Here is a 26534-nt window from a genome sequence, read left to right on the forward strand (position 1 = left end):
GAAAAACTATGTTTCCTGAAAGACTAAAATCACTGAGAATACAACATAATTTCACTCAAAAACAAATGGCTGAGTTTTTAGGAACAAGTCAACCTTCTTATCAAAATTGGGAAAAAGGTACTAGAAAACCATCAGGAAATACAATACAAAAAATTGCTGACTTCTTCAATGTATCAACTGACTATCTATTAGGTAAAACAGATTATCCTGATCTTGACTTAGAGGTTGACATAGATAACGCTATTGATAATTCAGTTGCCTATGATGGTACGCCTATCACAGATAACGACAGAGAAATCATTAAGAACTTTCTAAAAGACTACTTCTCTAATAAAAAATAAGTATGAATCTAAACAAAGTTATCAAAGAGATTGAACAATTAAATTGTCAAGTTATCACTCTTAACAACTTATCAAGTAAAGGTAGATATGTACTTGCGAATAATAAGCACTTTATCTTCCTACGATCTGACACAAGTGATATTGAAAAAATAAATGTCCTTCTTCATGAAAAACACCATCTAATCAATGACGACTGCAACAACTCACTTTCTCAGATAGATTCCTTTAAAAATCATATAGAAAATGAAAGCGAAAAAGGACGAATCCTTGACTTCATGAGTTTAGTCAATAGCGAATATCCCATAGACGATAGTTTCAATTATCAAGACTATCTCAATAACGCTGATATTCCTTCTAAATACGAAAACTACGTTAAAGAAATAGCTACACAATTTTACAATGAGAACAAAAAAAATAACATTATCTAAGATAGTGTTATTTTTTCTATTTCCGAACANATTTTAAGTACCTGGTTGAACTTTTCAACCCAAAGAACGAATTAAATATCCAGGAATGTTTGATTTTCTTTCGTCTTTTATTCTAAAATTACTCTTCCCCAAAACTCTTCATTACAAGTCACAAACAGATCATTATTTACATTCCCAGTAAAAAAGCCACCACCTTTTTTATTGAACATAAATTCTACAAAATAAACTTCTAAATTCCCTTCATATTCTTTCTTAATTGTCATACTTTTACCAGCTTCCATTTCATCTAGCTGATCGGAATACTCCTTCAAAAAGTCTTTTACAAAATAATTAAATTTTGAAATCATGTTTTTTGGAACTCTATCCTGATAACTTATTTCTTTAATTTCCATATTCTATCTCCTTAACTAACCAGCAATAATTTTCAAGAATCTTATAATTCTTTTTCCAACTCTCGGATAATCGAGTATAGAGATTCTTTCGTTTCAGGAACAGATTTTTTCAATATTCCCTCAACAATTTTAAAATTCAAATTAGAGTAATTATGATAAATAAAATTCCTGAATCCTTTTATCTGAATCCAATTTATCCTATCAGCATACTTCTGCTTCACTTCTTCTGATAATTTCCCTAAAGATAGCTGTTCTCCTACTTGTCCTAAATTCATGGCAATAGAATCAACAACCATATCATCATCTAATGGCAAATTATATTTTCTTGCTTTATCTAAAACTCCAGCAGCTTTATCAAGATATAAAATCATATCCTTCAAATAAGCTATATCAGATTCAAGAGATTGACTTCTCATAAATAACCTCTCTATCATTCAAAAAATTCTTCTTAACTAACTTCCCAATATTCGTCTTTGGTGCAAGTAGATCACTTACTAATAAAATATCTACAGCACCATCAAAAACAGTTAAGAGCCTACCGTATACATCAAAATATACTGAATCGTCCTCTAACTCTAAAGCAATATCAACATCACTCTTTTCATCAGCTTCACCTCTAGCATAAGAGCCGAATAGATATATTTTAGACAAATCATACTGTTTAGCAATAGGAACAATCTTATCCTTTATCTGTTCTACTGTATAAACCATAGCTTCTATCCTTTTTTAATATTGTCAATGCTTTTGATTTTTATTATCTTCTAAATCTAATTTTACTTCAAAAGGAATACTTCTAGTCAAAACACTTTGCTTCAAAAACAACTTTACAGCAGTTGTCATATCCAAGCCTAACTCATTAAAAAGGGCAGTGGCTTCTTTTTTTAATTCATCATCTACCCTAACAGCAATTTGTGGCATAGTATTTCCCCTTAACTTATTCTGTATATCTATTGTATCACTTTTACCAATACATATCAAATTTATTCCCTAATAAATACAAAATAAAATAGACCAGTTTAGCTGACCTGACACATAGCAGTTTAGTTATTTGGGTTAATATTAGCGAGCCAAGTCGGTTGGCTCGCTTTTCTCGTTGTTCAGTTTTCCGATGAAATTGTAATAAATGTCAATTTGAATAATACGATTGCGTTTCGTGCCAATTGGTTTATGAATCACAATCTTATCAATCAGTTCATTCACTATTTCAACGGTTAATTCTGGTAGCTCTGTATATTTCGAAATTCTCGCCATAAACTTGGAGATATTAAGACTATCTTCTTGTTGCTGGGTGAGTTTTTCAGTTAAGTCAGAAATGGAAGTTTGAAGTTGTTCCTGTTCTTCTTCATAGCTCTGACTTAGTTTCACAAAGCGTTCATCTGAAATTTTACCAAGTAGATTATCTTCATAGAGCTGTTGGATAATTCGGTCTATTTCGTTGAAGCGGTATTCATCTTTTTGAAGTTGCTGGCGCTGGCGTTTGTTATCCTTACTGAATTGAGCTTGGCTTTGCTGTTCTAACTTTTTCAAAAAGGCTTCTTGGTCGAAGTGGATTTCCTGAATGGTTTGGCGGAGCTTGTCACTCACAATCTCAATCAAGGCGGATTTTTGAATGTAGTGGGGATTTTCGCAACCATCAATCGGCTTACGATAACCAGAACACTTATAATGGTCATGATTAAGTCCGTTTTTCTCTTGTGGGCAAAAATAATGTTTTCGCCCACAAGTTCCACAAAAAACTAATCCAGCAAACAAGTTTTCGTGACCAATCCGATTTTTATACCGTTGATTTGAACGCTTATGACTTCGCATTTTTTGAACAATATCGAAAGTTTCTTGGTCAATTATCGCTTCATGAGTATTTTTGAAAACTAACCAATCCTCCTTTGAGTTATCCACCTTACGCTTGTCTTTATAAGATTTTTTCCGTGTACGAAGATTAACCGTATGTCCAAGATATTCTTCACGTCCTAAAATATTACTTAGAGTCTCTCTCGTCCAAAAATAAGGCAAGTTCTCAACATTTGAACTAGCGGAAATGGGTTTTAAACCTATTTCGATTCGGTGGCGGTCTGGTTTAAAAATTTTGTCATTTTCTAACCCTTTCGCAATCTCTGAGAGACTTTTTCCGCTTTTCGCTTCCTGAAAAATCCGTTTCACAACTTCACTGGCAACTGGGTCAATAATCCAATTTTTAGGATTGTTTGAATCTTTTAGATAGCCGTAAGGTGGGTTAGTAGTTACTCGCTCGCCAGCTTTGGCTTTCGCTTGCACCACTGCCCGAATCTTCTTGCTGGTATCCGCCGCATACATTTCGTCCATTAAACTCTTAATTGGCAAGAAAATAGAATTAGTTTCATTAGGCTTATTTGAATCCACACCGTCATTTAAGGCGATGAAGCGGACGTCAAAACTAGGAAAGGTGATTTCCGTTAGTTGACCAACCTTGATATAAGAGCGACCCAAACGGCTTAAATCCTTAACGACGAAGTTTGAAACTTGCCGATTTTCCACCAATCTAAGAGCTTCTGAAATAGCTGGACGGTCAAAATTTGTGCCACTAAAGCCATCATCGACAAACAAAATGGGATTAGAGAGATTTTCTCTTGTAACCACATCAAGAAGAATTTTCTTCTGATTGGTAATTGAGTTACTATCTCCTTCCAGTCCATCGTCTTGACTTAAGCGACAATAAACCACTGTAATATCTGAAAGTTTCGAAGTGTCTACTTGTCTATAATCTGAAATTGTCAAAGTTCTGTTCATGTGTTTTTCTCCTTTTGGAGTTCACACACCTTATGCTTCTATTATACCATTTTTACTACTGTTAAAGTAGTGATTTGTCGCTTAAAATCAACCTTTCTAGGACATTTTCAAGATTGCGATTTCCAGTAAAACGGTGACGGATTAAGTAAGTCGTTCGACCAATTCGACAAATTTCATCGGTGGTGCGTGAGGGCTGGTTTGAGTCTCTATCTTGATTCTTCTGATTCATTCAAAATTCCTCCTTTGATATAATCTGGGTATTCTTCCAGCGTTATGACAGTGAACAGTTCCCAAAAATTGTATAATTCTTTTTGAATCGCTTTCGAAATCGCCAGCTTACGCTTGTCATCTGGCACAACCCACAAAACATAGGGAAAAACTTCCTTTTGGCGCTGTTCAATACCTGAGCGATAATATTCAATATATTTCTTACAAGTATTTACGACACGTGCAAGACTTTCCGTGCTTCGGTCTATTTCCAGAAAATAATGGTCTTCGTAATCGTGATTAATCAGCTCTAAATAAGCGTCTGGTTTTAGGGTCATTCCTATACCAGAAAGTTTTGGGTAGCTACGCCAAGAGTTCGGCTCAAAGGAAAAAGTTTCAAGTGATAGCTTTTCTGAATCTCGAACGGTCTCCAGTGTCTCAACAAAAACTTCCGTAATCGCCAAAGTGTGTTCAACGTGGTGCTGAGTTGGCTCATATTGATTTTTATAGCGCAAAACAACAGTTTCATCTTGGTTTTTAAGAAATTTTAGTCCCTGAAAAGTAATTTGCCAAACATAAGAAGCAGAGCCACGGCGTGCGCCACCAACTCGCCGTTTCAAGTGTGAAACCAATCCAGCTTTCTTCAGACTTTGCAGTGCAAAATTAGCACGGCGAATGGCGGTTTCAGCTCTCACGCTACTGGCAAAAAAGAGTCTGGCTAGTTGGTTGGTGGTGGCATATCTAGCTTGACTTAAAAAGTAAAGAATTTGCGTGTCATTATCTGTTTTGTAATTCCATTTCATCTGTTTTGTTCTCCATTAAAATTTAAAAGATGTGCTCCCGTAAAATGTGCTTAGTTACGGAGTAAGTCGTGTGAGTAAAAATTCTGAAAACCTTTATTTATCAGGGGTGGAAGAATTTTCTTCATCAACACGATTCGAAGAGCGATTGGAACGCTTTTTGCGCCCTAAATCTGTTAATTTTTGATTAGAATCTTCATTTTTCGAAGAAGATTTTTCAAAAATGTAGTTTTCGAATTGGCTTTCAATTTCTGAAATATCTTGTCCGTATCGGCTCAAGCTATTCAAAAATGGCACACGACTATCTCTAATTTTTGATTTAGGTGGGTAGGTTTTACCGATAAGCCATCGGTAGGTATTTGGTGAGATTTCTGTTCTGATATATGCCCAAAATGGCGGTAAGCTGTAAAAATCTTCTTTATCAATCTCCAGAGTATATTTTGCCATTTCGCGAGCTTCATCAAGATTTAAGCCAAAAACAATTTTATTCGCAACATTAGATTCAATTCCAGCTTTTAACTGGGGTGACATCTGTGCAAGATGCTGAAAACCGATATTCCAGCCAACATTAAATTGGCGAGATTGCGAAAGTGCTTCGTCTAAGTTAGAATTGGGGATTCCTAAGAAACTTGGTGTTTCATCAATATAGATAAAGACAGATTGGCGTTTGCTTGGCTCAACGGACGACTGGCGCAAAATTAACATCCATAGCATTGAAGTGATTAGGCTACCAATTAGTTTCGCAGACTCTGAACCGATTATTGATTTATTTAGTGGAATCAATACGATTTTTCTGCTTTTAAAGATTTCTGCAAGACTGAAATTTGGATTAGTTTGTCCCAACATTGCCCGAAGTTGCGGACGAAGCAAAAACTGTCGGAATTTATTCAAAATGGGGTTTAACATCTGGTGACGTTGAGCTTCACTGAGTAGCTCAAACCAGTTCCAGAAACTTTCCAGCCCGATTGGGTCTTTTAACTCTCTTAATAGTTTATTTCGAAAGGATTGATTAGTGAGTAAACTTGGTAGCATGACTAAAGAAGTGTTTGGAATTCTAGCAAGCGTTAGAAAACTGTGCGATAGAATATCCAGCGAGTAAATTCCAAAATGTTCAGGATAAAGTCCTTTAAATAGCTCCAGTAGATAATCTGCAATAACTTCTGGCTCGATACCGTGCTTAGTGAGCTCAAAAGGATTGATACCAACAACTCGTTTGGCGGTTGGCGAGATGACTACCATATCTTCATCGTGTTCAGTTGACGTGCGCTCTAATAGTTCATGAGTAAGTTGACCTTTGGCGTCCACCACAACTACGCTATGATGTTTAGATTGTATATCTGATAAAATCAAATGACTCATAGTGGTAGTTTTGCCGCAACCAGTTGAGCCAATAAAGACAGTATGCTTCTTGCCAGCTTGTGTTGAAATTTGAATTGGTCTTGATTGACTTTCAACCGTTTGTGCCAAACTTCGCTGAGTTTTCCGATTAACATTGTATCCCAAAGGCGGCGCTACTAATTTAGGGTGAACATTTGGCACACCTGCAATATTTTCTTCACCAATTGGAAGAAGCAGAAAACAAGCGAGGTCTGAAACTCCCAAGCTATAGGGATAAGTCCAAGAAGGTTGCGATTGATTGAGTTTTTGGATAGCTAATGGTTTTAATTCAATGGTTGCATTTGATTCCATCATGCGAAAACTACTAAGTAGGCTGCCAAGAAATTCCTTTGTTCGCAAAATACTGCGAGATTGAACACCAAGGCGAATTTCACACCTAAAAGTAGATTGGTTTAGTTTTTGTTTCATTAGCTTTTTGGAGTTTTCAGAAAGCTCAGGAATATTATTTGTAATCACTTGATACCATTTAGCGGATAAATTCGGCAAATCTTTTGGTTGCGGGCGAGGTGGTGAGCCTGCACCAATGACCAACTGAACAACCACTGTCTCATCTGGCTGAAGTATTTTTGAAATTGCAAGACTTGAACGTATCATGTTTTCTGCAGAGTCCGTTTTTAAAGCATAGTGAGATTCTTTAATGTTCACTAACCGTGCAACCGAAAGTTTTTCTCGTTTAGGAGCTCTTGAAAACTGAATAGCTCGGTGCGATTGAATTAGTTGGCTGATATGTTGCTTGTCCTGTTCTTCTGTTCCTAACAGATAGCGCACGCGATTCTTAGATAATCGGATTTCAAAGATAACTGCTTTGCGCCGACTTAGCCCGACCAGTTGACCCAACATAGCTTTGACATCATCTATTTCAAATGGCCGTTGCCAGTGAAACTCACTCCAAGATAGCGCTTCGAATTTTCTTTTCATCTCTACCTCCATTCTTTAGATTTAATAATCCGAAAGGCAAGCCAGCCGATAAAAACAACCACAGTCGTCAGAACCAAGAACCACCAAACTTCCAGAATTAGTTTAACCGCCCAGTTGATAAGCCAAGCACAAGCAACAAATCCAAGAATATATGCTATTAGTTTTTTCATGGCTGGTCTCCTTTCTGCCTCCATTTATACAAGAAAATTGGTAAAAAGTTAAATTTCGCTTACCTCAGTTTTTGAAGCGATTGGAATGATTTTTAGACCTCAAAACAGTAGTATATTTGAACATATTTTGACCATTTGTCTAGTCTAAACAATCCTTTTATTTTCTTGAAATTTTTCGCATTTCTGCTTTAGCAGCCAAGAAAAGTTGATTGATTTCTTGCCGTTTTTCCAGAAATTCTGCCAGAGCGATTTCTTCTTTACTACAGTACTTTTTGTCTTCTTGTTTTGGTTTTTCGAACCAATCCCAAAGAAATATGGCAACGACGATAATCATAAAAGCTATAAAGTAATCCATCATAAAGATACCTCATTTCATCTTTTCAGTAGCGTAATAAGTGAACGCTTTGAGAATATAATCTGTATATTCTTTAGCTTCTGGTGTATTTTTGAGGATTTCAGACTGAGTAAGCGCCAGATTGCCCACTTTATATAAAATATCGCTGGCGAGAAGCTCCAAGACTTGATTATCTGCCATCGATTCACTTAGTGTTTTAGCGACTTCTAACTGATAGGGGCTAACAAGTTGAGAAAGTTCTACTTTTGGGGTTGATTTTTGAATATGATTCATGAGATTTCTCCTTTAATTTTGGTATAATTTAGGTTATAAACATTGTCGACTTTGTTTATGATTATAGTGTAGCGAATATTTTTATCTCATTCATCAGGTAAAAAATCTCATAAATCTCAAGGAGAAATCGTGTGGCCGAATTTAGATTAGGATGGTTTTGTTATATTTTGCAAAAATCTGAAAAGAAAAAACGAAACCAAGAAGATTTCGTCAATAGTATTTTGAACAGATTAGTGAGTGAAAACAACCCTAAAATTTCATTTATTCCAGAAATTAACCGTGTTTCTAGCAACCGCATTTTTACGGGAGACGAAGAAATTCCAGAATTTTACCGCGAAGCTTTGCCGATTAGTGATTTAGGCTTTCAATCTCAAAGGATAGCAGATATTTTCAAAGATTTGAACCGTGATGAAACCTTCGATTATAAGCAAGCTGTTTTTAAAATCAAATCAGCTTTTTTAAGCCAAACCAAAAAAGCTACCGTTGTGTTTGGTAGCAAAAAAATAGAATTGCTTAATCATTGCCAAGAAGATGAACTTTACTTGGCAACCCTTTTGATTTTCTTGGTGAATCTTTCGAATATTCCTTCCAAAAACTCAGAAGAATTAAGACAAGCGCAAATCATTAACCAGTACATTTTTAAGTATCTTGAAAATGAGATTCTATTAACGCCATATTCACATAGAAAAGCTATTGAGGAAGCTTTAAAAAGTCAACAACAGATTTTTTATTTTGATTTATATAAGCCTGAAGCGTTAAACGATAATAAAAATCTCGTTTCATCCACTTTAAAAGTTTTGATTCAAGATTCTATTTCCAAAATGCCAATTATCCAGAATGGTTTTATAATTCAAAACGAGACCATCAATGAGCGAATCGCTCAGTTTATTGAAAGCAATTTTAAAGACAGCAACAAATTAACCTTAATTGCTGGCTTTTGTAAAAATGAAGATGAATTTCATGAAGTTATTGATAGACATTTACCCAAAGAAGCTATCAATAAAATTTTTAAAGTTAAAAGTTTCGCTTTATCTATAAAAGCCAGTTATGACTATACCGCTTCGAAAATGAAAAATATGATAATCTTAACAGAAAATGTTGTAAATTATCTAGAAAATAGAGCTTTCACAACACAAGATAAAATTGAGCTTACTGTAGGTGGAAGTAATAATTTGGAAAATGATGAAATTATTTTTTATTTACTAATTGATTTTACTTTATCTATCAAAAGATAAATGATATAATAAAAAATGAAAGGGGATACAATGGATGCTTTTATCAAAGAAATAAGGATAAAACCTATACCTAAAGGTAAATACTACTCTGAAATTCCATCAATAAATTCCATTGATTCTTTAAATTTGTCTTCTCCTATTACCTTTTTTATGGGCGAAAATGGGAGTGGTAAATCAACTTTACTTGAAGGTATTGCGGTTTCTTTAGGATTTAATCCTGAGGGTGGAACTGTTAATTTTAATTTTGCAACTAAAGAAACTCATTCAAACCTTAGTGAATATATTCAGATTGTTAGAGGAGCTAAGCGACCGCGGGATGGATTTTTCTTGAGGGCTGAAAGTTTTTATAATGTAGCTACTTATCTGGAAGATATATACAGTAGAGAGATTGCTATGGGCTATAAATTAGATTCTTACGGCGGAATCCCTCACGAACGCTCGCACGGTCAGGCATTCTTAGGTCTGGTTTTAAATAAATTTAAACCTAATGGATTATATATCTTAGATGAACCAGAAGCTGCTCTTTCGCCACAAAATCAATTAGCCTTTATGGCAAAGATATATGAACTAACGCAAAGCGGAGCTCAATTCATCATAGCTACTCATTCCCCTATTATTACAGCTTTACCAAATTCAAAAATATACAATTTTAATAAATCTATTCAAGAAATTGATTATCACGATTCAGAAAGCTATCAAATTACAAAACTTACTTTAGAAAATCCTGAACTTATATTGCGAAATCTTTTGAAGAAATAAAAATAAAAAAGGAGGTTCCTTATGGCTCAATGTGGTGTTTGCAATGGAACTGGAATTTGTCGTTTCTGCAATGGAACTGGTGATGACAGAATGAATAATCCTCACCCCAATCCAAATAATGTTTTTTCTGGTGGAGGTAGTCGTTGTATACAGTGTGACGGGAATGGTAAATGTATAGAGTGTAATGGCTCTGGTGAAGTCTAAGTCGGAGTATAGAGGTTTGATATAGTGGATTTAAAATTTAAAGATAAAACCATTCAGCAATTATCTAATTCGGATAGAGTATACTATTATTCTATCGTTAAACATGAGGGAAGCTCTTTACATAGTTTATTAGAGTTTGCGGAATGGCTTCGTTCAGAGGGATTTGAGTTAGATGATGTTTTCAATTCAGCTTACGATATATGTTTAGCTATGTATAAAAGAACGGGTATAGCAGATATTAGCTATTTTGAGGGTCTATATGGCGTATTTATTCCTATTTTTCTAAACGGTCAATGGCAAGCTTGCGTGCAGGCAGAGTCACCTCAAAAACTTGTATTAGCCTTATATTGGATTCAAGAACAAGGAGCTAATGCTGATGAGTTATATAATAAGTTACTTGATTTAAAAGTAATCAGTTTATGATATTGAGAGCCAAATGGCTCTTTTTCTATATTTCTCCTCTTTTATTCCTGCTACAATAGTAAAGAAAGGAGAAATTTTGACAAACCATCACAAGAACAAATTAGAAAACATCAAAACCATGACTATCGGCTATGCTCGCGTTAGCTCAACAGATAATCGGCAAGAATTAGGGCTGTCTGTTCAAAAAGAGGCGCTCAGCTTTTGCGACAAGCTCTATATTGAAAAAGATTCTGGTGGCAATCAAGAACGCCCTCAACTTGATAAGGCTTTGAAACTTGCGAAAAAATACGCTCAACAAGGCGTTAAAACTAATTTTGTAGTTTATAAGCTGGACAGATTAACTCGCAAAATGTTTCACCTCTCTGCTATTATTGAAGATTTAACCAAGAATAATATTCGTCTACAATCTATTCATGAAAATATTGAGACGGATTCTTTAACTGGTAAATTCTTTTGCTTAATGCTGGGTTATGTAGCAGAATGGGAGCTTCAAGCTATTTCTGAACGCACTAAAGATGGACTCCGTAAAGCTAAAGAAAAGGGTGTGAAACTTGGTAATAAAGGGTTACCTAAAGATACCGAAAAACAAATAATCGAGCAATACCTACGAAAAGAATTGTCTGTGCGCAAGATTGCGAATCAACTGGAAATTTCCACCGCAACTATATATAATGTACTAAAGCGCAATGGTATTCAAATAAATAGAAGAAATCACCTATAATTGATTGACAAATCCTTAGAAAAATAGTAAATTAAACCTATCAACAGTTTTAGCAAACGGTCGTTTGTTAAAACAATCAAAGTTATCAATAAAAATATTTAAAATGCTGATTTAATAAGGTTTTAGTTACCTTGTTGAATTGGCATTTTTATTTTTTCATTGTTTTAGTTGACGACCGTTCACTAAAACAAGCTCAGCCCCTATTGTAGCAGGGATTTTTGAGTGAAAATAAAAAAAGGAGGTTTTTCGTATTGAGATAGATACGATTTTTGAGGACGCTACAAATACTCATAGATTTTATTAAGGAGAAAGTATGGGTTTAATTTTTATAATCGCAATTATTGGCGGAATTTTATGGTTTGTCAGAAAATCTGCCATTGATAAATACACTAAAAAACAGGAATTAGCAATGAAAATTCTTGAGAAATCGAAAAGAATTCGCTTAGAAGTAATGGCTGATATTAACGAGCTGGGTGGACGAATGGCTTCGGCAGACCGTGAACAATACATCAGTCTAACTCAAGAAAGAGAATCGCTTCAAGAAACTTTAGAGACAATTGAAGCAAGTATTCGAGTTATGGAGTCAATTTTGCAGTGGAGAGTTGATTCTTCAGGTGGAAGGCTGGAAATCGATAAGGAACTTTTGAACCTACGACGGTATTCTGGACTTACATTAGAAGAATTAGCACAAGATTGCGGTGTTGTGCTATAAAATATTGTAAATAGAAAGAGGTTTTTATTATGGGAAACCCTAATGAATGGTATTGTGCTTGTGAACGTGCTTTAAGTGGTAATAAATGCGATTTGTGTAAAGAAGCTATTTACCACAATCTTTCTTACCATAGGTGTGAATATGGAACTTGTCAAAAGAAATCTGGATGGTAACATTATGATTAAACAAGTTAAAAAAATTCTTACAGCAACTATTGAATGCCCAACTTGCGGGCGACAAACAAGCGACCGACCAGAACGGTGTAGTCATTGCGGTAATAAACTATAGGAGTTTAAATATGACTGAAAAATGCACAAAATGCCAAGAAGTTTTATGGTTTTATGCAGAAGATGCCGCGCGTGGTAAAGTTATAAAAGTTTGTAAAAATCCTAAATGCACGATGTATAATTTTAAAGTTTCATTTAGTGAACGATAATTGAATATATGAAAAAGACGGCTCATTTGAACCGTCTTTTAACTCGCTTATAAGATGCATGAACTCAGATTATTTTAGAGTGCTGAGTGTCAGCCAGTCTTTCCTGATCCACTTTATTCTATATTCATTGACTAAAAATATACATTCCTTGGTTAGTTTTTGGTTAGTTTCTTAAAAAATACAATTTCTTAATTCTTCAATCCTTTTAAAATTAAAGAATCCAGCTACATCTTTAAATTACTACTATTATACCATAAATTTCAAAAAAGCCAATAATGACAAGGTTTTAGACTGTTTTAACAACAAAAAGTTGGGAAAATTTATCTCCCAACTCCTTTTTATTGTCTCTTACCTTGTAATTTTATTCAGTTCATCTTACTTTTTCAAGCGTTCAACGTCACGAGCGATGACCAATTCTTCATCAGTCGGGATGACTAAGACACGAACTTTAGCAGCTTCTGTTGAGATATCTCCTGTAGCGCCAAAGACATTCTTTTCAGGATCCACATCACAACCAAACCAAGAAATGCCTTCAATAACCATCTGACGAATCGTTACAGAATTTTCTCCAATTCCAGCTGTAAAGATAATGGCATCTGCACCGTTCAAAACTGCCAAATACTGACCAATATACTTTTGGATACGATCCACAAAAATCTCATTTGCCAGCTGCGCTTTCTCGTCACCTGTACGCATAGCTTCGTGAATATCACGCATATCGCTTGATCTCTCAGAAACACCCAAAAGTCCTGACTCACGATTGAGAATTCGACTGATATCCTCTGGTGTATTAAAGTCATCTGTATGTTGCATGAGATAAGGAATGATAGCGGGATCGATATCGCCTGTACGAGTCCCCATCATGATACCACCAAGTGGGGTGAATCCCATAGATGTATCAACAGACTGACCACCTTTGACAGCTGTAATAGAACCACCATTTCCAATATGACAAGTAATCAATTTCAACTCTTCTAGGGGGCGACCTAAAATTTTAGCTGCTTCTCCTGCTACAAACTGATGACTTGTCCCGTGGGCTCCATACTTACGAACTTTATTTTCAGTGTAGTATTTGTTTGGAAGAGGGTAACGATAGGCTTTCTCTGGCATGGTTGTGTGGAATGAAGTATCAAAAACAACAACGCTGGTAATATCTGGAAGCAATTCCTTAAATGCACGAATTCCTGCCGCGTTGGCTGGATTGTGAAGAGGAGCCAAGAGTCCCAACTCTTCAACCTTTTCCAAAACATCTCCCTCTACCAAGGTTGACTCTTTGAAATATTCACCACCAGCAACGACGCGGTGCCCGACACCAGTAATTTCATCATAACCTTTGATAATGTCAAAACGAATCAAATCATCCAACAAGATTTTAACTGCTTGTGTGTGGTCGTCAATATCAAGAATTTGTTGTTCAGAACGTCCGTCAAATTTTACAGTTGAAATAGAGTCCTTCAAACCGATGCGTTCAATCAAGCCTTTCGCCAATACTACTTCTTCTGGCATTTGATAGAGTTGCCATTTCAAACTTGAGCTTCCTGCATTGATTGCAATTGTTTTAGTCATAACATGATACCTCTTTTAAGCGTTTTCATCCATTATAACAAATTCTTGCTTAATTTTCAGTACCTTTGCTCCATTTTTGAAAATTTTCTTTGAATTTCATTAATGCAGCTGGATCTTGCAGACTGGTCAAAGGATAGACAAATGGTTCTATTTCCTTGTCTCTTTTCTTCTGTAAGACAAAAATACTTTTAGCTTGGCTTGCAGTTGAGAAAATATCCTCTGGCAGAGTAATGATGGCAGCAAGACTCACTTCGTCTTTGAGCCAACCTTTTAACAAATCACTTTGAGGACTGGTTAGTAAATCACTCGGAGACAGAAAAATAGCGTATCCGTCTGACTTGAGGTACTTGAGGCCTTGCTCCATGAGCAAATGGTGGGCATAGGTGTGTTCTTGATTAGAAGCCACTTGATATCGAGAGGCGATGGCATCGTCTGGGTAATAGCCAACAGGCAAGTCGCTAATGACCACATCGCTTTCTTTAAGCATTTGCGGACGAACGGCATCGCCTTGAACAAAACCTGCCTGCAAACCAATCACATCTGCCATACTAGCCGCCAAATCAATCAGCAAGTCATCCACTTCGATTCCCAAGTAATCCACTTTTTTAGCAAGAGAAGTCAAGAAGGTGGCGCCAAGAATTCCCATTCCAGAACCAATTTCGAGGATACTAATTTCCTCTTGATCAAGCAATTCTTCCACAACAAGTACCAAGAGGAGGGCAATGGCATCTGGTGTAAACTGGTGATTGGCCTGCAAAGGCTCCGTTTGTCCTGCCTTCATCAAGAGAAACTGGTAGGTCTTGAGCCACTCTTCCTTGCGAAGCGCTAAGCGTTTAAGAGCTTGATTGTTCTCCTTGACCTGCTCTAATTCGGTCTCACCATCTAGGTAGATACTATTTTGCTCTACCAAGGCGTCATAAAAGTTGGTCGCCAAATCACTTTGGATGACTTGGACATTCTCTAATAAATACGTATAAGCTTGTTCAATTTTTTCAAAATCCATGTTCCTATTTTATCAAATTTCCCTCCTTTTTTCCATTCCTATAGAAAAATCACTCCCTTACTAGGCGAGTGATTTTTGGGCTACAGTTAAAAAGAGCTCTGAATAATTTCCTTGAAACAATTCTTCAGCGCTATAGAGAATCTGACTATGCACAGATGAAAAAACCTGCTGAATTAACTTATTTTCCAGTTCAGCTAAATCAAAACCATGATGGTTAGGCTCTATCTTAGTAAAATCAGCAATGAAGACCTGTCCATTCTCCCTAAGGTGATGGTGAAACATGGCAAGAGTCGCATCTAGATCAGGCATATGATGAAGAACCCGACTGACAACAATCAGGTCAAATTGCTGTTCCAAGGGATTTGCCAGTAAATCCTGCTCCAAGAGTTGAAGATTCCTGATTTCTTGGTCCTCTGCTTTCAAACGGGCTTGCTCCAGCATTTTCTCCGAGATGTCTACTAGGGTAACCGACTTGACCTGCTTAGCTAGGGGCAAGGCTAACAGACCCGTCCCACCACCAAAGTCCAGTATTTCCTTGTCTGATAGAAAATCAATCTGTTTTTCAACTGCCTGACAAACCAAGTTTGCAAGAAAGATATTTTTGGGCGAATCAAAGGTTTCTGCTTTGTGATTAAAATCGTGTTTCATGTTTTTAGTGTATCACAAAGAAGTTAAATTGCCTAGGAATTGGCTTTCTTGTCTACCTTATCCTCTGTTACTTTCTGATTGGTTTGTTCACTTGAGCTGGTGGGTGATTGTTTCTCAGTGTCCGTTTTCTTTTCCTTGGCTTTCATCGAAGGAAAGAGAAATTTATAGTTGCTCTTATTCATTCGAACACTTGTTGCAAAACCTGTTTCCGTATTTTGATAAGTGACTTCCCCTAAGTTAAAGACTCGTTCCCCACTTTCTTGCTCAGCCTTATCTTTGCTTCGTTTAGCCATGGCGAAAGCTGCCAACTTTTCTTTGTTGAGGGCAAAGTCCTTGTGATGAGCTACTTGCCGATTCAAATAAAACTGCAACAAAAGACTAAAGATAGCTGCCATAGTGACTGCATATAGGAGAACACCTGCCTTAACTTTTTGCTTTTTCCACACGATAGATGAACTCCCTTTCTAAGCCTTTTTGAAATTGAAAACGAAAGCGAACCAGTTGATTTTCCTCTGTGATTTGTGCTGATTTCAATCCATAAACCATCGGTTGGTAGCCTCGTCCACTGGCATCGGTTTTTCGAAAATCATCTGATTTGGACTTGCCCATAGCGATATCCTTGCCATCTTGCTTCACATAGAGGTGATTGGCTTCCACCTTTTCAAACTGCGAACGCTCTAACTCAGCCTCTAGCTGGTCCACAAACAAGAGCCACTCCTTTTGCTCGCTTTGTTGCTGGTAACGAACTTCTGAAATGAGGAGCTGACTCATAGCTTGAAAAAGGAGCAAACCTCCGCTAATGACGATAAGGGCAATCAGGGATTCTAACAGGGTAAAAGCCTTGACCTTATGGCTCTTTGATGGCCAACAACTGTTCTGAACCATGGTAGACCTCCAATCCCTTTTCACTAGCAAATACCTGAATCTCCACTCCATTTATGTTTACCTGATTTTGACCTGTCTGCAGAGCCATCTTAGCTACACGTAAGACTTCTTCCTTTTGCAAGATTTCTGCCTCTTCCTGCCTATTTTTCTGAATTTGTCCCAAGAGGAGGGTCGCAATACTGGCAAACACAGCCAAAGCTACTACTGCTTCTAGCAAGATTACTGCCTTAATTTTTTGTTTCCTTAGTACGTTTAATTTTTCCATTTCCTAGATATAATTGATAGCGAATCGCTCCTTTGCTGGTCTGAAATTCAACCTTAGCCAGGGACGAATTGCCCCCAGCTCGGTCAAATATAATGCTTTGTCCTGATGGCGCCTGAATTCCTTTAGGAACGGTCAAGTTTTGATTACCATTGTTGATTGTCTGCCCATCTAAGTTCAAGCTGGTCTTTTGCTGACTCGCAACACTGCGTTTTTGGGTTTCGCGATATAGTTCTTCAAACTCCATAAAGAAAATCTGCTCCTCTACCGCCGCAAAAGTAGACTGGACAGAACCAGACAAGCCCAAGGCAATGATACTCACAAGTCCCAAAACCAAGAGACTTTCCAGCATGGTAAAGGCCTTAATCTGCAACAGTTTGACTTGTTTTTTGTTTTGCATGGTATTCTTTATAAGCCTTGGCTTGCTCTGCTGTGATGCGACCGTCTGCCTGTAATTTGCTTAGGCTAGCATCTTCATTCTTGTCCAGACTATAGAGTTCTGCCTGACTTTCCACCACCTTAACAACAGCAGCTTTTCCTTTGTCATTCACTGCATCCTTTTGCTTGGTCAAATTGGGTACAAAGAGCAAGAGAAGTACGCTGATGATTAAAAGGACGACTAACATCTCCACGAGAGTAAAGGCTTTCGCCTTGGCTTTTTTCAAATTTGTCATGAGTTTTTTCATTTTAAAAATTTACCTCCATATTTTGATACATGGGCATGAGCATTGCCGCATAAAGTAAAACGATAATCAGGGCCACAAAGATAAAGACCAGTGGCTGCACCAAATTCATGGTGCGGTTGACTCGGGTAAAAAAGGCTTCCCAAGTCTTTTCTGCATAGATTTCCAACTCACTCCCCAGCTTGGATTTGACTTCTCCATACTCAATGATGAGACTTAACTCCCTCTTAAAGAATGGATAAGTCGCTATAGTCTGAGAAAATTCGCGACCATTTTGTAGGGATTGAGCCAGTTCTTGACCGATTTCTTTAAAGAGCTGGGAGCCTTGTTCCTGCATGATCTGAAAAATCTGCGTCAGCTCCATCCCCTGCGAAATCATATTGCCCCACTCACGCGCGTAATAGGCTGTCAGATAGGTCTGGACAAAGATTCCTAGAAAGGGAAGCCGCGCTAACATCGAGAAGAACCGCATCTTGGAACTTCTTTTGTAGAAAGTGAGGGCTAAAAGTAGAGACAGAGAACAAACCAACACTAGTCCCAGAAATATTTGTGGCAGATTGCCAATGATTTGAGTGGCAATATTGCTACTGTCCAGTTGGGGGAGCAAATAATTTCTCAATCCCAGCATGATTAGCAGGAGAAATCCCAGCAAAATCAAGGGATAAGTCGCCACTTCAATTAACTTTTTCTTGACCTTGGCTAAATTATCCAGATATTCTTCTATCTTCCCCAGACTCAGATGGAGATTTCCATGAACTTCAGCTAGGGATAATTGGGTCACGATGGCACTTGAAAAACCCAAACTGTCCATCATATCTGAAAAGGATTTCCCCTGAGACAAGCCTTGGTGCATCTGGGTCACATAGTCCTTTTCTAGCAAGGCACTTCTCCCCAAGAAAGAAATGATTTCCACCAAATGAAAGCCACTGGAGAAAAGATTGTTAAACAGGGTGATGATTTTCTTCTGCTTAGCTGTAGCTAATTTTTTCCGTTTCAGCCTGAAGACTTGTGATATGTCCATCTTTAAGAAGCTGGTCAATCTGCGCATTCCACCTGGTTGGCTGATGTTCCTGATAGTCTTTGTTTGCAAAGTCAACGATTCCTCCTCCCCCGATTAATCTCTGATAGCAGACACCTTGTAGGACAACTGCTAACTCCTCCTCCGTCACACCCAACTCCAGAAGGCGCTCATAAACACCTCGGATACTCTTGGCATGAATGGTTGAAAAAACTGTCGCACCTGTCAAACTGGCTCTGACAACTGCACGCGCCGTCTCGCTATCCCGAATTTCACCGATAATCAAGAGGTCTGGACGGTGTCGGAGAGACAGTTTGATCAGATTTTCATAGGTCAGTCCAATCGCCTCATTCAACTGCAATTGCAACATCTCTTCTTGCTTGATCTCGACAGGGTCTTCGATGGACATAACCTGCTGTCCCTTAAAAAGGGATTTGGCCAATTCGTGCATCAGCGTCGTCTTGCCACTTCCGACTGGACCTGCAAATAGATAGAGTCCTCTTTGCCTGTACTGCTTGCCCAGTTCTCCAATATCCTGAAACCAGAAATGCAGATCCTGCTCCTCATCGTGTAACAAACGAATGACCAAACTCTCATGTCCCCGATAATCTCCCACGGTGGACAAACGCAGTGAAGAAACCTTTTCGTCATACTGATAATCACAAGAACCCAGCTGACTGCGACGCTTTTCTCCTACATTCATCCCAGCCACAAACTTGAAATGACTAATCACAGCAGCTAAAACATTAAACTCATAGGAGTCAACTAAACACCTCTCATCACCAATTCGCATATGAAGTTCATAAGTAGCTTCCTTGGGAATGAAATAGATATCCTGAGCTCCTTTTTTCTTAGCAGTAGCAATAATTTTCTGTGCAATTTCTTGTACCATACCGCCCTCCTTATCTAACTATTCGCAAAAAAATAAAAAAAGCAACTTAAAAAGTTACTTTTTATCTCCATTTCATACGGCAAGAACGGTGTTTTTCTTGACCTGTTTGTTTTTCATAACCTGGACGTAGCTTTTCATCGGGGATGACTTGCTCATCCTGTAAAAGTGCCAAAGAATGGTACTGCTGCAAATACTCATCGCACTCATCACACCAGCGTTGGTCAGCAGGATCCCAAAAAATAGTCATCAAATCGCTCCGACTCTTATAAAGAGGATTCTTCTTTTCCAGCTCAAACCAGCATGATTTATAATATTTTAGAGCATCATAATACTTGTCAAAAGATTGACTCATGATGACATCTTCTTCCCAACCTTCTATGAACCACCACGGTTCAAAATCCCCATACATTTCTATAACACGATACATTTTCACTACTTCCTTTGTACCGTATATTATAACGAATTTTCTAGAACAATGAAAGGATTTTGCTTCATTATAGAACAATCCTCTAGCTTTCTGAAGATACCTATGAATAGAAAAGCAAAGGCTGAGTCATCACAGCCTCTGCTTTTTATTATGCTTGATAACGTTTCACACCATCTAGGTAGGTTGCTACCAATTCCAAATCTTTATCTAGTACGATAAAGTCAGCGTCGTAACCTTCACGGATTTGACCACAGACATCATCGATGTGAACAGATTTAGCTGGGTTGAGGCTCGCCATCATGACCGCTTCATGTGGATTCGCAATTCCCCATTCGACCACATTCTTCAAACCATCTTTGAGTTTGAGGATAGAACCTGCCAAGTTTCCAGTAGATTTGAGGCGAGCAGTTCCATTGGCAACCACTACCGGGAATTCTCCCAACATGTAGTCGCCGTCTTCCAAGCCACCAGCTGTCATACAGTCTGTGATGAGAGCAATATTTTCTGTTCCTTTTTGTTTGATAAGGATTTCGCAGGCTTTTGGATCCACGTGATGACCGTCACAGATCAACTCTGCGTAAGTATGTGGTAATTCATACATGGCTCCCACCATACCGAGCTCACGGTGAGTCAACCCACGCATGCCATTGTAGGCATGTACCCAAACGCTCGCTCCAGCATCGACTGCCTTTTTAGCTTCATCAAAAGTCGCATTTGAGTGCCCAAGAGCAACGGTCACTCCTTCACCCGTAACTGTACGAACAAAGTCTTCTACACCTTCACGTTCTGGGGCAAGGGCAATTTTATTAAGCAGGCCATTAGCTGCTTTTTGCCAAGCACGAAACTCATCCATACGAGGGTCCTTCATATAGGCAGGGTTTTGAGCTCCCTTGTATTTCTCTGTGAAATAAGGCCCTTCAAAATAGATACCACGAATTTTCGCTCCACTTGCTTCCTGATAACGAGCACCGATATTTTCTGTTACCGCGAGCAATTGCTCATAAGAAGAGGTCAAAGTAGTTGGCAAGAAGCTCGTTACTCCCATGCTGAGGAGCCCTTCACTCATGGTATGAAGTGTTCCTTCGATGTTATTATCCATGACATCCACACCACCAAATCCATGAATATGCGTGTCCACAAGTCCTGGTGCAATGCTGTAGCCTGTATAGTCAATGACATCAGCACCTTCAGGAATCTGTTCTACATGCTTTCCAAACTTGCCATCCACAAGTTCCAAGTAACCGCCACGACGAACTCCGTGTGGGTAGAAAAACTGATCCGCTTTAATATAATTAGGCATAATGATAACCTCCTTGATAGATTGATTCTAGAATTTATTATGTCAATTACATTATAAACCTTTCTTTTTCATTTGTAAATGGTATAGACCTCTTTTCTGGAGATATTTTAAAAGAGCTGGATTTCTCCAACTCTTTGATTTTATTTTGATTTCACAGGCAGTTCTTGAGCAGCCTTAACAGCAGCTGCAATCGTCTCTGCGTAAAGTTTAGCACCTTCTTCAATCATGTTGCTATCATTTCCAAAGTGGACTTGGTCGGTTCCAGCCCAGATTTCAGGGTGTTCCTTAGCAACCTTATTCCAGTCAGCGATGCTCACATACGGATTCTTTTCAGCTAATTCTCTCGCATAAGTCGCATACTGCTCAACTGATTTGTAAGTTTCCTTGCTCTTGTCACCTTCATAAGGAGTTACAAGAATCAGATGGTGGCCTTTAGGGAGGTTTTTAACTATCGTATCTAAGTCATCTTTATAATTCTCTGGTCCGTTTACACCCGTTGCAATGACAACTGTTTTTAGAAGTACCTTGTTCTGGCTGTTATTGAGCATGATGTCATTGGCTTGCTTGGTCGTCCGACTAACCTGAGCGTTGATATTTGCTTCAGGAAGGGCCTCTTGTAAGGCTGTATTAGCACGCAAGGCTACCGAATCTCCAATCAGACTCGTTCCCTCAGAAATTCCAAGTCGGCTAGCCTCTGCTTGCTCAGCAAGAGTTTTTGTTTGTCCTATATTGGTCTGTGCTTGCTTGAAACCATTGACCATCAAGTCTGTCTCAAAGGCTCCAACTTGGGGAGCCACAGTTATGATAACCAAGGTAATCAAAGTAAGAATGGCAACACCACTAGCACTAATCGGTTTAATATGAGGTAATCGACTAATCTTCCGTATTAAAGGATTAGTCTTACCAGCAATCAATGGCTCAATAATATAGAAGGATAGGATAGCAAAGAAATAGGAAAAGATGATTGTCAGAATAACAGCAGGCAGATTACTCATCAACTGAGAAAAGATAATATAAAAAGGCCAGTGAAAGAGATAAACCGCGTAGCTGGTATCCGCTAAAAATGTAATTATCCGAGCTTCTTGTATCTCAGGCGTTTTCTCATGCAAGACACGCGCAGCAAAAATCATGGTCACTGCCGCTAAACTTGCTAGCAAGAAGCCAAATAAGTACGCAAATAGGTAGGTGAACTTGACAAAGAAAGTCAGAAGCAACAATACCAAAAGCCCTGCAGCAAACACCAGTAGATTTTGACGAAGATCCCACGTCCGATCAAATTGCTTTACTAAATCGCTCGTCTGACGAACCCCCACAACTGTCGCCAAAATGCTTCCTAAAAAGAAGGGATAGACATGAGTCAAACTTGAAAAGTAGACAGATGAATAAGAACTAGCCATTAGACTACCAATAAACATGGAGAAAAAGCTAATGATGAAAGCTCCAGCAGAAAGGAGAAAGACCATCCCTCTCAATTGACTACTAGATTTTGAACGTTTAGATAAGAACCAGACAGCCAATCCCCAAAGGATGTAGTAGTGAACCTCAACAGCCAAACTCCAGTTGTGAACAAAGAGATGCGGAATGAACTGGGATTCATAACTTCCCCCTGTTAACATTTCATAAAAGTTGGTCATAAAACCGAGAACTCCAGCAATCTGGCCGCCAATTCCAGCAACATAGTCTTGACGAACCAAGAAAGTAAAAGGCATGGTCACTAAAACCATCAGCACCACAGGTGGCACGATACGATAAAACCGTCTCTTAAAAAAGCCCAGCAAATCAATCTGACGTGCCTTCCCAAATTCTTCTAAAAGGAGGGAAGTGATCAAAAATCCTGAAAAAGTGAAAAAGACATCTACCCCGAAAAAGCCTCCAGGAAAGATGGTTTGAAAGAAGTGGTACAAAAGCACCAAAAGTAAACCTGTAATCCTAATCAAGGAAAACCATTTAATACGCATACGAGTCTATTCTCCATTAAATTAGGAAGCAAAACACCACCCAATTTCCATTCCATTATACTCCCTATTCTATCAAAAAAATAGGAAAAATCCTAAGAGAAAACTTAGGATTTTGGCATTCTATTTTTACACTTTAGAAATTGCGCCCTGACTTATTGTAACCATATTTTTCCACAAAATATTCACGGAATTCCAAGAGATTATCATCCATGATGGCTTGACGGACCTGCTTCATCAGATTGAGCAAGAAGTAGAGATTGTGGTAGCTAGTCAAGCGGATACCAAAGGTTTCGTCAGCCTTGAGCAAGTGGCGAAGGTAGGCGCGTGTATAGTTCTTACATGTGTAGCAATCACACTCAGGATCCAGTGGCGTAAAGTCCTCAGCGAATTGGGCATTCTTGACAACCAAACGACCTTGGCTGGTCATACAAGTCCCGTTACGAGCGATACGAGTTGGTAAGACACAGTCAAACATGTCCACCCCACGAATAACCCCATCAATCAAGCTATCTGGCGCTCCCACTCCCATCAGGTAGCGAGGTTTGTTTTCTGGGAGAAGTTGGGTTGTGAAGTCCAAGACGGCATTCATTTCCTCATGCGTTTCTCCCACTGCCAAACCACCGATAGAGTACCCTGGAAAGTCCATGCTAACAAGATCATGAGCCGACTGACGGCGAAGGTCTTCAAATCCTGCCCCCTGCACAATCCCAAATAATCCTTGATCATGCGGACGACGATGAGCCTTCAAACCACGCTCAGCCCAACGACTGGTACGCTCAATTGATTTCTTAACGTAATCATAGGGTTGGTAAAACTGAGGACATTCATCAAAAGACATCATGATGTCTGAGCCCAGATTATTCTGAATAGAGATAGCTTTTTCTGGTGATAGGAACATCTTGGAACCATTGAGATGGTTTTTAAAGTTTACCCCTTCTTCTGTGATATTTCGGCTATCTGCTAGAGAATAAACCTGGAAACCACCACTATCCGTCAAGATTGGCTGGTCCCAGTTCATGAACTTGTGGAGACCGCCTGCGCGTGCGATGAGTTCATCTCCTGGACGAAGCCACAGATGATAGGTATTAGAGAGGATAATCCCTGATCCCATCTCCTTCAATTCTTCAGGCGACTGGGTTTTAACAGTGGCTTGCGTCCCAACTGGCATAAACATAGGTGTTGGGAAGGTACCATGCGGAGTGATGATTTCTCCCAGACGAGCTCCCGTGTGTTTTTCTTTCTTAATCAAACGGTATTTGATTGGTGAATCTGACATTTTCTACCTCCGAAGCTGGGAAAGACAGTCCCAGTTCATACTTTGTGCCCAAAGGCATACTGTATGATTTTATCAAAAAAACCAGGAACTGTCACGAACTATGGTATAATGAAAGAATGAAATACCCAAAAATTGATTTAAAAACCATTCGTCTGCAGACTAGGCAATTTCAGGCTGAAAATCCCCGCCTCTTTCTCGTCTATCTCTTACCTAGCATACTGGTCATCTTATCAGGCTTTCTCAACCCCTTGGCTCGTCTCCAGGAAAGTGTTTTAGAGCAATCCTTTTTCAGCATGCTGGCACAAGTGCTCCAAGCCTATCTCTTCCCGCTAGTGGTTTCTTTTATGAGCACGATTTTTCTAGCAGGTGCTGCCTTTGCGACACTCCGACTCCTCAAGGATCCTGATACAGAACTTTCAGTAAAATCAAGCCTGGCCCTCTTTGCTGAAGAGCGTTTCTCGCAAACCTTCCTAACTCTGCTCCTCAAACGTTTCTATCTTTTTTTATGGAGCATTCCAAACTTAGTAGGCGTTTATTTTCTCTTTTATAGCAATCTCTTGGCTCGGAGATTTGTCGCCCTACATCCTGAATTTCCAAAACTAGACCTTTCATCCGTTGAAACCGAGCAATTCCTTATGACCTTTGGACTCTACTTTTTCGCGAGCCTCATCTTGATGATTGTGGGGAATATCCTCTACGTTCCGCAACATTATGCCTACTCGCAGGTAGAATTCCTCCTCTGCGATACTCTGGATTTAGGACAGGCTAAACCAAGTCAAATCCTGAAAACCAGCCGTTTCTTGATGAAGGGTTACAAATTTCAACGCTTTGTCCTTGACCTACAACTACTCCCTTGGTACTTCCTCAACTGGATCACCTTTGGAATTGCTAGTTTTTCAATCCTTCCCTATATCCAGAGCAGCCAAATCATTTTCTATCGAACTTTACTCGCTCTCAAACGCCGAAAAATATAAACTTTCTACTATCTCAAAAAAATCAGCACTTTCTAAAGAAGGTGCTGATTTCAGTTATTTTTAAAATATAATGGAGAAACTCCTGTAACAGGACTAAGGAGCTTATTCACAACAAAGAAAGAATCACATGCTGTCCATTTACCCTACCAAGGCCACATTTTCTATACTTCCTTCAATATCTGCTCTGACTTCTACCGCATGCCCAGCAAAAATATCCGCTTTATCTCCATAATAAAGAGTCAAATCCCCCGCTTCGCTGATAGACAGTTCCCCCAGATACAAAGAATTATAAAAATAGTCCTCTGTTAATACTTCGGCATCTCCGTCTGAAGCTAGCCAGTCTTCTGCTGTTTCCCACATCTCTTTTACTATAACGTCTCGGATTTCAGAGTCTCTTCGGTCAATATCCCTGACAAATGTTTTCAAGTGCCCAAATGATTTTGGTGGTAAGCTGGCATCTTCATTTGCATCCAACATCACGCTAACCTTGCTTCCCGCAAGATCCATACTTCCCTCAAACCATGAATAAGCCCTATTTAAGGTGAATTCGCCTATAGAATCTTTGATGACGACTGGTTTAACATATTCTGCAATCAGAGCCTCTAATCTACTATCCAACTGCCCATCTTCAATGTATTCCAGTAGACGATAACAGTTATTTGCTACTGCTGCCATATAAGGTTCTAATTGCCTTTGTGGTCTTTTCTGACATTTGATGTGATGAATCTGATAGGGCTCGAAACTATAGCTATAGAGCAAGCCCTTTTCTTCATATTCCTCTGGACTCACCAACCACTCCAAACGTCCCTCTATTTCCGAGAACTCCTTTGTCTCCACATTCACACTTGCTACAAAATGAACCGAAGGCAACTTCCATCCATTCTTTAAAACAGCCGCGCCTCCCACATTTTGTAAGGTGATAATCAAGAGTTCAACGACTTCACCACAAAATTCTTTTTCAAAGTCATCAATGGTTTTCTCAAATGTTTTTTTCAAACTATTCATCATAGTGTTCTCACCTTCTACTAAAATAAAAATGCTTGATTTTCAGCCAACTTCAGTTTGATTATAGCATAACTTTGAAAACATTTCGACTTAGAATAACAA

33 protein-coding genes are annotated in these 26534 nt (G+C 38.6%); 8 read left to right on the forward strand and 25 right to left on the reverse strand.

Annotation, left to right across the window (positions count from 1 at the left end):
• The first annotated feature begins 8 nt into the window (after positions 1-8).
• Together D8852_RS08880 and D8852_RS08885 are read left to right on the forward strand one after the other, a co-directional pair.
• Positions 9-341, forward strand: coding sequence for a helix-turn-helix domain-containing protein (locus D8852_RS08880; protein WP_125833875.1), 333 nt, complete (start codon positions 9-11; stop codon positions 339-341).
• A 2-nt stretch (positions 342-343) separates the two neighbouring features.
• Positions 344-769 (forward strand): ImmA/IrrE family metallo-endopeptidase, encoded by a 426-nt coding sequence (locus D8852_RS08885; protein ID WP_125833850.1) that lies wholly within the window; start codon positions 344-346, stop codon positions 767-769.
• Positions 770-876: 107 nt separating this feature from the next.
• Here D8852_RS08885 and D8852_RS08890 read toward each other — a convergent pair whose 3' ends face one another.
• The 10 genes from D8852_RS08890 to D8852_RS08930 form a co-directional block, all read right to left on the reverse strand.
• Positions 877-1161 carry a hypothetical protein gene (locus D8852_RS08890; RefSeq protein WP_125833852.1) on the reverse strand — a complete coding sequence of 95 codons (285 nt, stop codon included), beginning with the start codon at positions 1159-1161 and terminating at the stop codon, positions 877-879.
• Between the two features lie 41 nt (positions 1162-1202).
• Positions 1203-1577 (reverse strand): DUF86 domain-containing protein, encoded by a 375-nt coding sequence (locus tag D8852_RS08895; RefSeq protein WP_049538718.1) that lies wholly within the window; start codon positions 1575-1577, stop codon positions 1203-1205.
• Positions 1558-1872, reverse strand: coding sequence for a nucleotidyltransferase family protein (locus D8852_RS10270; RefSeq protein ID WP_125833854.1), 315 nt, complete (start codon positions 1870-1872; stop codon positions 1558-1560). Before D8852_RS10270 ends, D8852_RS08895 begins: the two co-directional genes overlap by 20 nt.
• Positions 1873-1896: 24 nt before the next feature.
• Positions 1897-2079 carry a type II toxin-antitoxin system RelB/DinJ family antitoxin gene (locus tag D8852_RS10275; RefSeq protein WP_125833856.1) on the reverse strand — a complete coding sequence of 61 codons (183 nt, stop codon included), beginning with the start codon at positions 2077-2079 and terminating at the stop codon, positions 1897-1899.
• 141 nt (positions 2080-2220) lie between these two features.
• Positions 2221-3924 (reverse strand): recombinase family protein, encoded by a 1704-nt coding sequence (locus tag D8852_RS08910; protein ID WP_125833858.1) that lies wholly within the window; start codon positions 3922-3924, stop codon positions 2221-2223.
• A 206-nt stretch (positions 3925-4130) separates the two neighbouring features.
• Positions 4131-4934 (reverse strand): replication-relaxation family protein, encoded by an 804-nt coding sequence (locus D8852_RS08915; RefSeq protein ID WP_125833860.1) that lies wholly within the window; start codon positions 4932-4934, stop codon positions 4131-4133.
• A gap of 93 nt (positions 4935-5027) precedes the next feature.
• A complete protein-coding gene (locus D8852_RS08920) occupies positions 5028-7247 on the reverse strand; it encodes a type IV secretory system conjugative DNA transfer family protein (protein WP_125833862.1) in 2220 nt (739 codons plus the stop codon).
• Positions 7248-7249: 2 nt separating this feature from the next.
• Entirely contained in the window at positions 7250-7417 is a 168-nt protein-coding gene (locus D8852_RS10055; protein ID WP_185755609.1) for a hypothetical protein, read from the reverse strand.
• A gap of 157 nt (positions 7418-7574) precedes the next feature.
• Positions 7575-7775, reverse strand: a complete 201-nt coding sequence (locus D8852_RS08925; RefSeq protein ID WP_125833864.1) for a hypothetical protein — start codon at positions 7773-7775, stop codon at positions 7575-7577.
• A gap of 9 nt (positions 7776-7784) precedes the next feature.
• A complete protein-coding gene (locus D8852_RS08930) occupies positions 7785-8045 on the reverse strand; it encodes a hypothetical protein (RefSeq protein WP_125833866.1) in 261 nt (86 codons plus the stop codon).
• Between the two features lie 131 nt (positions 8046-8176).
• On the opposite strand from D8852_RS08930, the gene D8852_RS08935 reads away from it, so the two are divergent.
• The 5 genes from D8852_RS08935 to D8852_RS08955 all read left to right on the forward strand — a co-directional run bounded on the left by D8852_RS08935 (position 8177) and on the right by D8852_RS08955 (position 12099).
• On the forward strand, positions 8177-9280 hold the full coding sequence (locus D8852_RS08935) for a hypothetical protein (RefSeq protein WP_125833867.1): 1104 nt from the start codon (positions 8177-8179) through the stop codon (positions 9278-9280).
• Positions 9281-9310: 30 nt separating this feature from the next.
• Positions 9311-10039 carry an AAA family ATPase gene (locus D8852_RS08940; RefSeq protein WP_221762952.1) on the forward strand — a complete coding sequence of 243 codons (729 nt, stop codon included), beginning with the start codon at positions 9311-9313 and terminating at the stop codon, positions 10037-10039.
• Between the two features lie 228 nt (positions 10040-10267).
• Positions 10268-10666 (forward strand): hypothetical protein, encoded by a 399-nt coding sequence (locus tag D8852_RS08945; RefSeq protein WP_125833871.1) that lies wholly within the window; start codon positions 10268-10270, stop codon positions 10664-10666.
• 76 nt (positions 10667-10742) lie between these two features.
• The gene (locus D8852_RS08950) at positions 10743-11387 is read left to right on the forward strand and encodes a recombinase family protein (protein WP_125833877.1); all 645 of its coding nucleotides are present in this window, start codon (positions 10743-10745) and stop codon (positions 11385-11387) included.
• A 313-nt stretch (positions 11388-11700) separates the two neighbouring features.
• The gene (locus tag D8852_RS08955; RefSeq protein ID WP_125833873.1) at positions 11701-12099 is read left to right on the forward strand and encodes a hypothetical protein; all 399 of its coding nucleotides are present in this window, start codon (positions 11701-11703) and stop codon (positions 12097-12099) included.
• Positions 12100-12910: 811 nt separating this feature from the next.
• Here D8852_RS08955 and D8852_RS08960 read toward each other — a convergent pair.
• The 14 genes from D8852_RS08960 to tgt all read right to left on the reverse strand — a co-directional run bounded on the left by D8852_RS08960 (position 12911) and on the right by tgt (position 24453).
• The gene (locus tag D8852_RS08960) at positions 12911-14101 is read right to left on the reverse strand and encodes an acetate kinase (protein ID WP_125425880.1); all 1191 of its coding nucleotides are present in this window, start codon (positions 14099-14101) and stop codon (positions 12911-12913) included.
• A gap of 49 nt (positions 14102-14150) precedes the next feature.
• Positions 14151-15104: a class I SAM-dependent methyltransferase gene (locus D8852_RS08965; RefSeq protein WP_125425882.1), complete on the reverse strand. Its 954-nt coding sequence runs from the start codon at positions 15102-15104 to the stop codon at positions 14151-14153.
• Positions 15105-15164: 60 nt separating this feature from the next.
• Positions 15165-15752, reverse strand: coding sequence for a class I SAM-dependent methyltransferase (locus D8852_RS08970; RefSeq protein WP_125425884.1), 588 nt, complete (start codon positions 15750-15752; stop codon positions 15165-15167).
• A 32-nt stretch (positions 15753-15784) separates the two neighbouring features.
• Positions 15785-16198: a competence type IV pilus minor pilin ComGG gene (gene comGG, locus D8852_RS08975; protein ID WP_125425886.1), complete on the reverse strand. Its 414-nt coding sequence runs from the start codon at positions 16196-16198 to the stop codon at positions 15785-15787.
• Positions 16176-16637, reverse strand: coding sequence for a competence type IV pilus minor pilin ComGF (comGF, locus tag D8852_RS08980; RefSeq protein ID WP_125425888.1), 462 nt, complete (start codon positions 16635-16637; stop codon positions 16176-16178). The genes comGG and comGF overlap by 23 nt, the downstream gene beginning before the upstream one ends.
• On the reverse strand, positions 16600-16902 hold the full coding sequence (gene comGE / locus D8852_RS08985; protein ID WP_125425890.1) for a competence type IV pilus minor pilin ComGE: 303 nt from the start codon (positions 16900-16902) through the stop codon (positions 16600-16602). The genes comGF and comGE overlap by 38 nt, the downstream gene beginning before the upstream one ends.
• Entirely contained in the window at positions 16865-17299 is a 435-nt protein-coding gene (gene comGD / locus D8852_RS08990) for a competence type IV pilus minor pilin ComGD (protein WP_125425892.1), read from the reverse strand. Before comGD ends, comGE begins: the two co-directional genes overlap by 38 nt.
• Positions 17262-17585, reverse strand: a complete 324-nt coding sequence (gene comGC / locus D8852_RS08995) for a competence type IV pilus major pilin ComGC (protein ID WP_000735797.1) — start codon at positions 17583-17585, stop codon at positions 17262-17264. Before comGC ends, comGD begins: the two co-directional genes overlap by 38 nt.
• 1 nt (position 17586) lies before the next feature.
• Entirely contained in the window at positions 17587-18603 is a 1017-nt protein-coding gene (comGB, locus tag D8852_RS09000) for a competence type IV pilus assembly protein ComGB (protein ID WP_125425894.1), read from the reverse strand.
• A complete protein-coding gene (gene comGA, locus D8852_RS09005) occupies positions 18551-19492 on the reverse strand; it encodes a competence type IV pilus ATPase ComGA (RefSeq protein ID WP_125425896.1) in 942 nt (313 codons plus the stop codon). Before comGA ends, comGB begins: the two co-directional genes overlap by 53 nt.
• A gap of 61 nt (positions 19493-19553) precedes the next feature.
• Complete coding sequence (locus D8852_RS09010; RefSeq protein WP_000286399.1) at positions 19554-19919, reverse strand: DUF1033 family protein; 366 nt, start codon at positions 19917-19919, stop codon at positions 19554-19556.
• A gap of 148 nt (positions 19920-20067) precedes the next feature.
• Positions 20068-21219, reverse strand: a complete 1152-nt coding sequence (gene nagA, locus D8852_RS09015) for an N-acetylglucosamine-6-phosphate deacetylase (protein ID WP_125425898.1) — start codon at positions 21217-21219, stop codon at positions 20068-20070.
• A 140-nt stretch (positions 21220-21359) separates the two neighbouring features.
• Positions 21360-23177: an acyltransferase family protein gene (locus D8852_RS09020; protein ID WP_125425900.1), complete on the reverse strand. Its 1818-nt coding sequence runs from the start codon at positions 23175-23177 to the stop codon at positions 21360-21362.
• Between the two features lie 133 nt (positions 23178-23310).
• The gene (gene tgt, locus D8852_RS09025) at positions 23311-24453 is read right to left on the reverse strand and encodes a tRNA guanosine(34) transglycosylase Tgt (protein ID WP_050973135.1); all 1143 of its coding nucleotides are present in this window, start codon (positions 24451-24453) and stop codon (positions 23311-23313) included.
• A gap of 116 nt (positions 24454-24569) precedes the next feature.
• Here tgt and D8852_RS09030 point away from each other — a divergent pair, with 116 nt between their 5' ends.
• Positions 24570-25427 carry a DUF975 family protein gene (locus tag D8852_RS09030; RefSeq protein WP_125425902.1) on the forward strand — a complete coding sequence of 286 codons (858 nt, stop codon included), beginning with the start codon at positions 24570-24572 and terminating at the stop codon, positions 25425-25427.
• 138 nt (positions 25428-25565) lie between these two features.
• On the opposite strand, the gene D8852_RS09035 is transcribed toward D8852_RS09030, so the two are convergent.
• Complete coding sequence (locus D8852_RS09035; RefSeq protein ID WP_125425904.1) at positions 25566-26435, reverse strand: DUF2262 domain-containing protein; 870 nt, start codon at positions 26433-26435, stop codon at positions 25566-25568.
• Positions 26436-26534 lie beyond the last annotated feature (99 nt).

The sequence above is a fragment of the Streptococcus mitis genome (genome assembly GCF_003942695.1).
In the GTDB taxonomy this organism is placed as follows: Bacteria; Bacillota; Bacilli; order Lactobacillales; family Streptococcaceae; genus Streptococcus; species Streptococcus mitis_BD.

Bases quoted from the DNA above. Each gene is read 5' to 3' on its own strand.
- D8852_RS10270 (WP_125833854.1), bottom strand. From the start codon at position 1,872: ATGGTTTATACAGTAGAACAGATAAAGGATAAGATTGTTCCTATTGCT.
- D8852_RS08960 (WP_125425880.1), bottom strand. From the start codon at position 14,101: ATGACTAAAACAATTGCAATCAATGCAGGAAGCTCAAGTTTGAAATGG.
- D8852_RS08965 (WP_125425882.1), bottom strand. From the start codon at position 15,104: ATGGATTTTGAAAAAATTGAACAAGCTTATACGTATTTATTAGAGAAT.
- D8852_RS08955 (WP_125833873.1), top strand. From the start codon at position 11,701: ATGGGTTTAATTTTTATAATCGCAATTATTGGCGGAATTTTATGGTTT.
- tgt (WP_050973135.1), bottom strand. From the start codon at position 24,453: ATGTCAGATTCACCAATCAAATACCGTTTGATTAAGAAAGAAAAACAC.
- D8852_RS09035 (WP_125425904.1), bottom strand. From the start codon at position 26,435: ATGATGAATAGTTTGAAAAAAACATTTGAGAAAACCATTGATGACTTT.
- D8852_RS08910 (WP_125833858.1), bottom strand. From the start codon at position 3,924: ATGAACAGAACTTTGACAATTTCAGATTATAGACAAGTAGACACTTCG.
- D8852_RS09030 (WP_125425902.1), top strand. From the start codon at position 24,570: ATGAAATACCCAAAAATTGATTTAAAAACCATTCGTCTGCAGACTAGG.
- D8852_RS10275 (WP_125833856.1), bottom strand. From the start codon at position 2,079: ATGCCACAAATTGCTGTTAGGGTAGATGATGAATTAAAAAAAGAAGCC.
- D8852_RS08895 (WP_049538718.1), bottom strand. From the start codon at position 1,577: ATGAGAAGTCAATCTCTTGAATCTGATATAGCTTATTTGAAGGATATG.
- nagA (WP_125425898.1), bottom strand. From the start codon at position 21,219: ATGCCTAATTATATTAAAGCGGATCAGTTTTTCTACCCACACGGAGTT.
- D8852_RS08890 (WP_125833852.1), bottom strand. From the start codon at position 1,161: ATGGAAATTAAAGAAATAAGTTATCAGGATAGAGTTCCAAAAAACATG.
- comGF (WP_125425888.1), bottom strand. From the start codon at position 16,637: ATGGTTCAGAACAGTTGTTGGCCATCAAAGAGCCATAAGGTCAAGGCT.
- comGA (WP_125425896.1), bottom strand. From the start codon at position 19,492: ATGGTACAAGAAATTGCACAGAAAATTATTGCTACTGCTAAGAAAAAA.
- comGB (WP_125425894.1), bottom strand. From the start codon at position 18,603: ATGGACATATCACAAGTCTTCAGGCTGAAACGGAAAAAATTAGCTACA.
- comGC (WP_000735797.1), bottom strand. From the start codon at position 17,585: ATGAAAAAACTCATGACAAATTTGAAAAAAGCCAAGGCGAAAGCCTTT.
- D8852_RS08885 (WP_125833850.1), top strand. From the start codon at position 344: ATGAATCTAAACAAAGTTATCAAAGAGATTGAACAATTAAATTGTCAA.
- D8852_RS09020 (WP_125425900.1), bottom strand. From the start codon at position 23,177: ATGCGTATTAAATGGTTTTCCTTGATTAGGATTACAGGTTTACTTTTG.
- D8852_RS08915 (WP_125833860.1), bottom strand. From the start codon at position 4,934: ATGAAATGGAATTACAAAACAGATAATGACACGCAAATTCTTTACTTT.
- D8852_RS08930 (WP_125833866.1), bottom strand. From the start codon at position 8,045: ATGAATCATATTCAAAAATCAACCCCAAAAGTAGAACTTTCTCAACTT.
- D8852_RS08940 (WP_221762952.1), top strand. From the start codon at position 9,311: ATGGATGCTTTTATCAAAGAAATAAGGATAAAACCTATACCTAAAGGT.
- D8852_RS10055 (WP_185755609.1), bottom strand. From the start codon at position 7,417: ATGAAAAAACTAATAGCATATATTCTTGGATTTGTTGCTTGTGCTTGG.
- D8852_RS09010 (WP_000286399.1), bottom strand. From the start codon at position 19,919: ATGTATCGTGTTATAGAAATGTATGGGGATTTTGAACCGTGGTGGTTC.
- comGD (WP_125425892.1), bottom strand. From the start codon at position 17,299: ATGCAAAACAAAAAACAAGTCAAACTGTTGCAGATTAAGGCCTTTACC.
- D8852_RS08920 (WP_125833862.1), bottom strand. From the start codon at position 7,247: ATGAAAAGAAAATTCGAAGCGCTATCTTGGAGTGAGTTTCACTGGCAA.
- D8852_RS08880 (WP_125833875.1), top strand. From the start codon at position 9: ATGTTTCCTGAAAGACTAAAATCACTGAGAATACAACATAATTTCACT.
- comGE (WP_125425890.1), bottom strand. From the start codon at position 16,902: ATGGAAAAATTAAACGTACTAAGGAAACAAAAAATTAAGGCAGTAATC.
- D8852_RS08925 (WP_125833864.1), bottom strand. From the start codon at position 7,775: ATGATGGATTACTTTATAGCTTTTATGATTATCGTCGTTGCCATATTT.
- D8852_RS08970 (WP_125425884.1), bottom strand. From the start codon at position 15,752: ATGAAACACGATTTTAATCACAAAGCAGAAACCTTTGATTCGCCCAAA.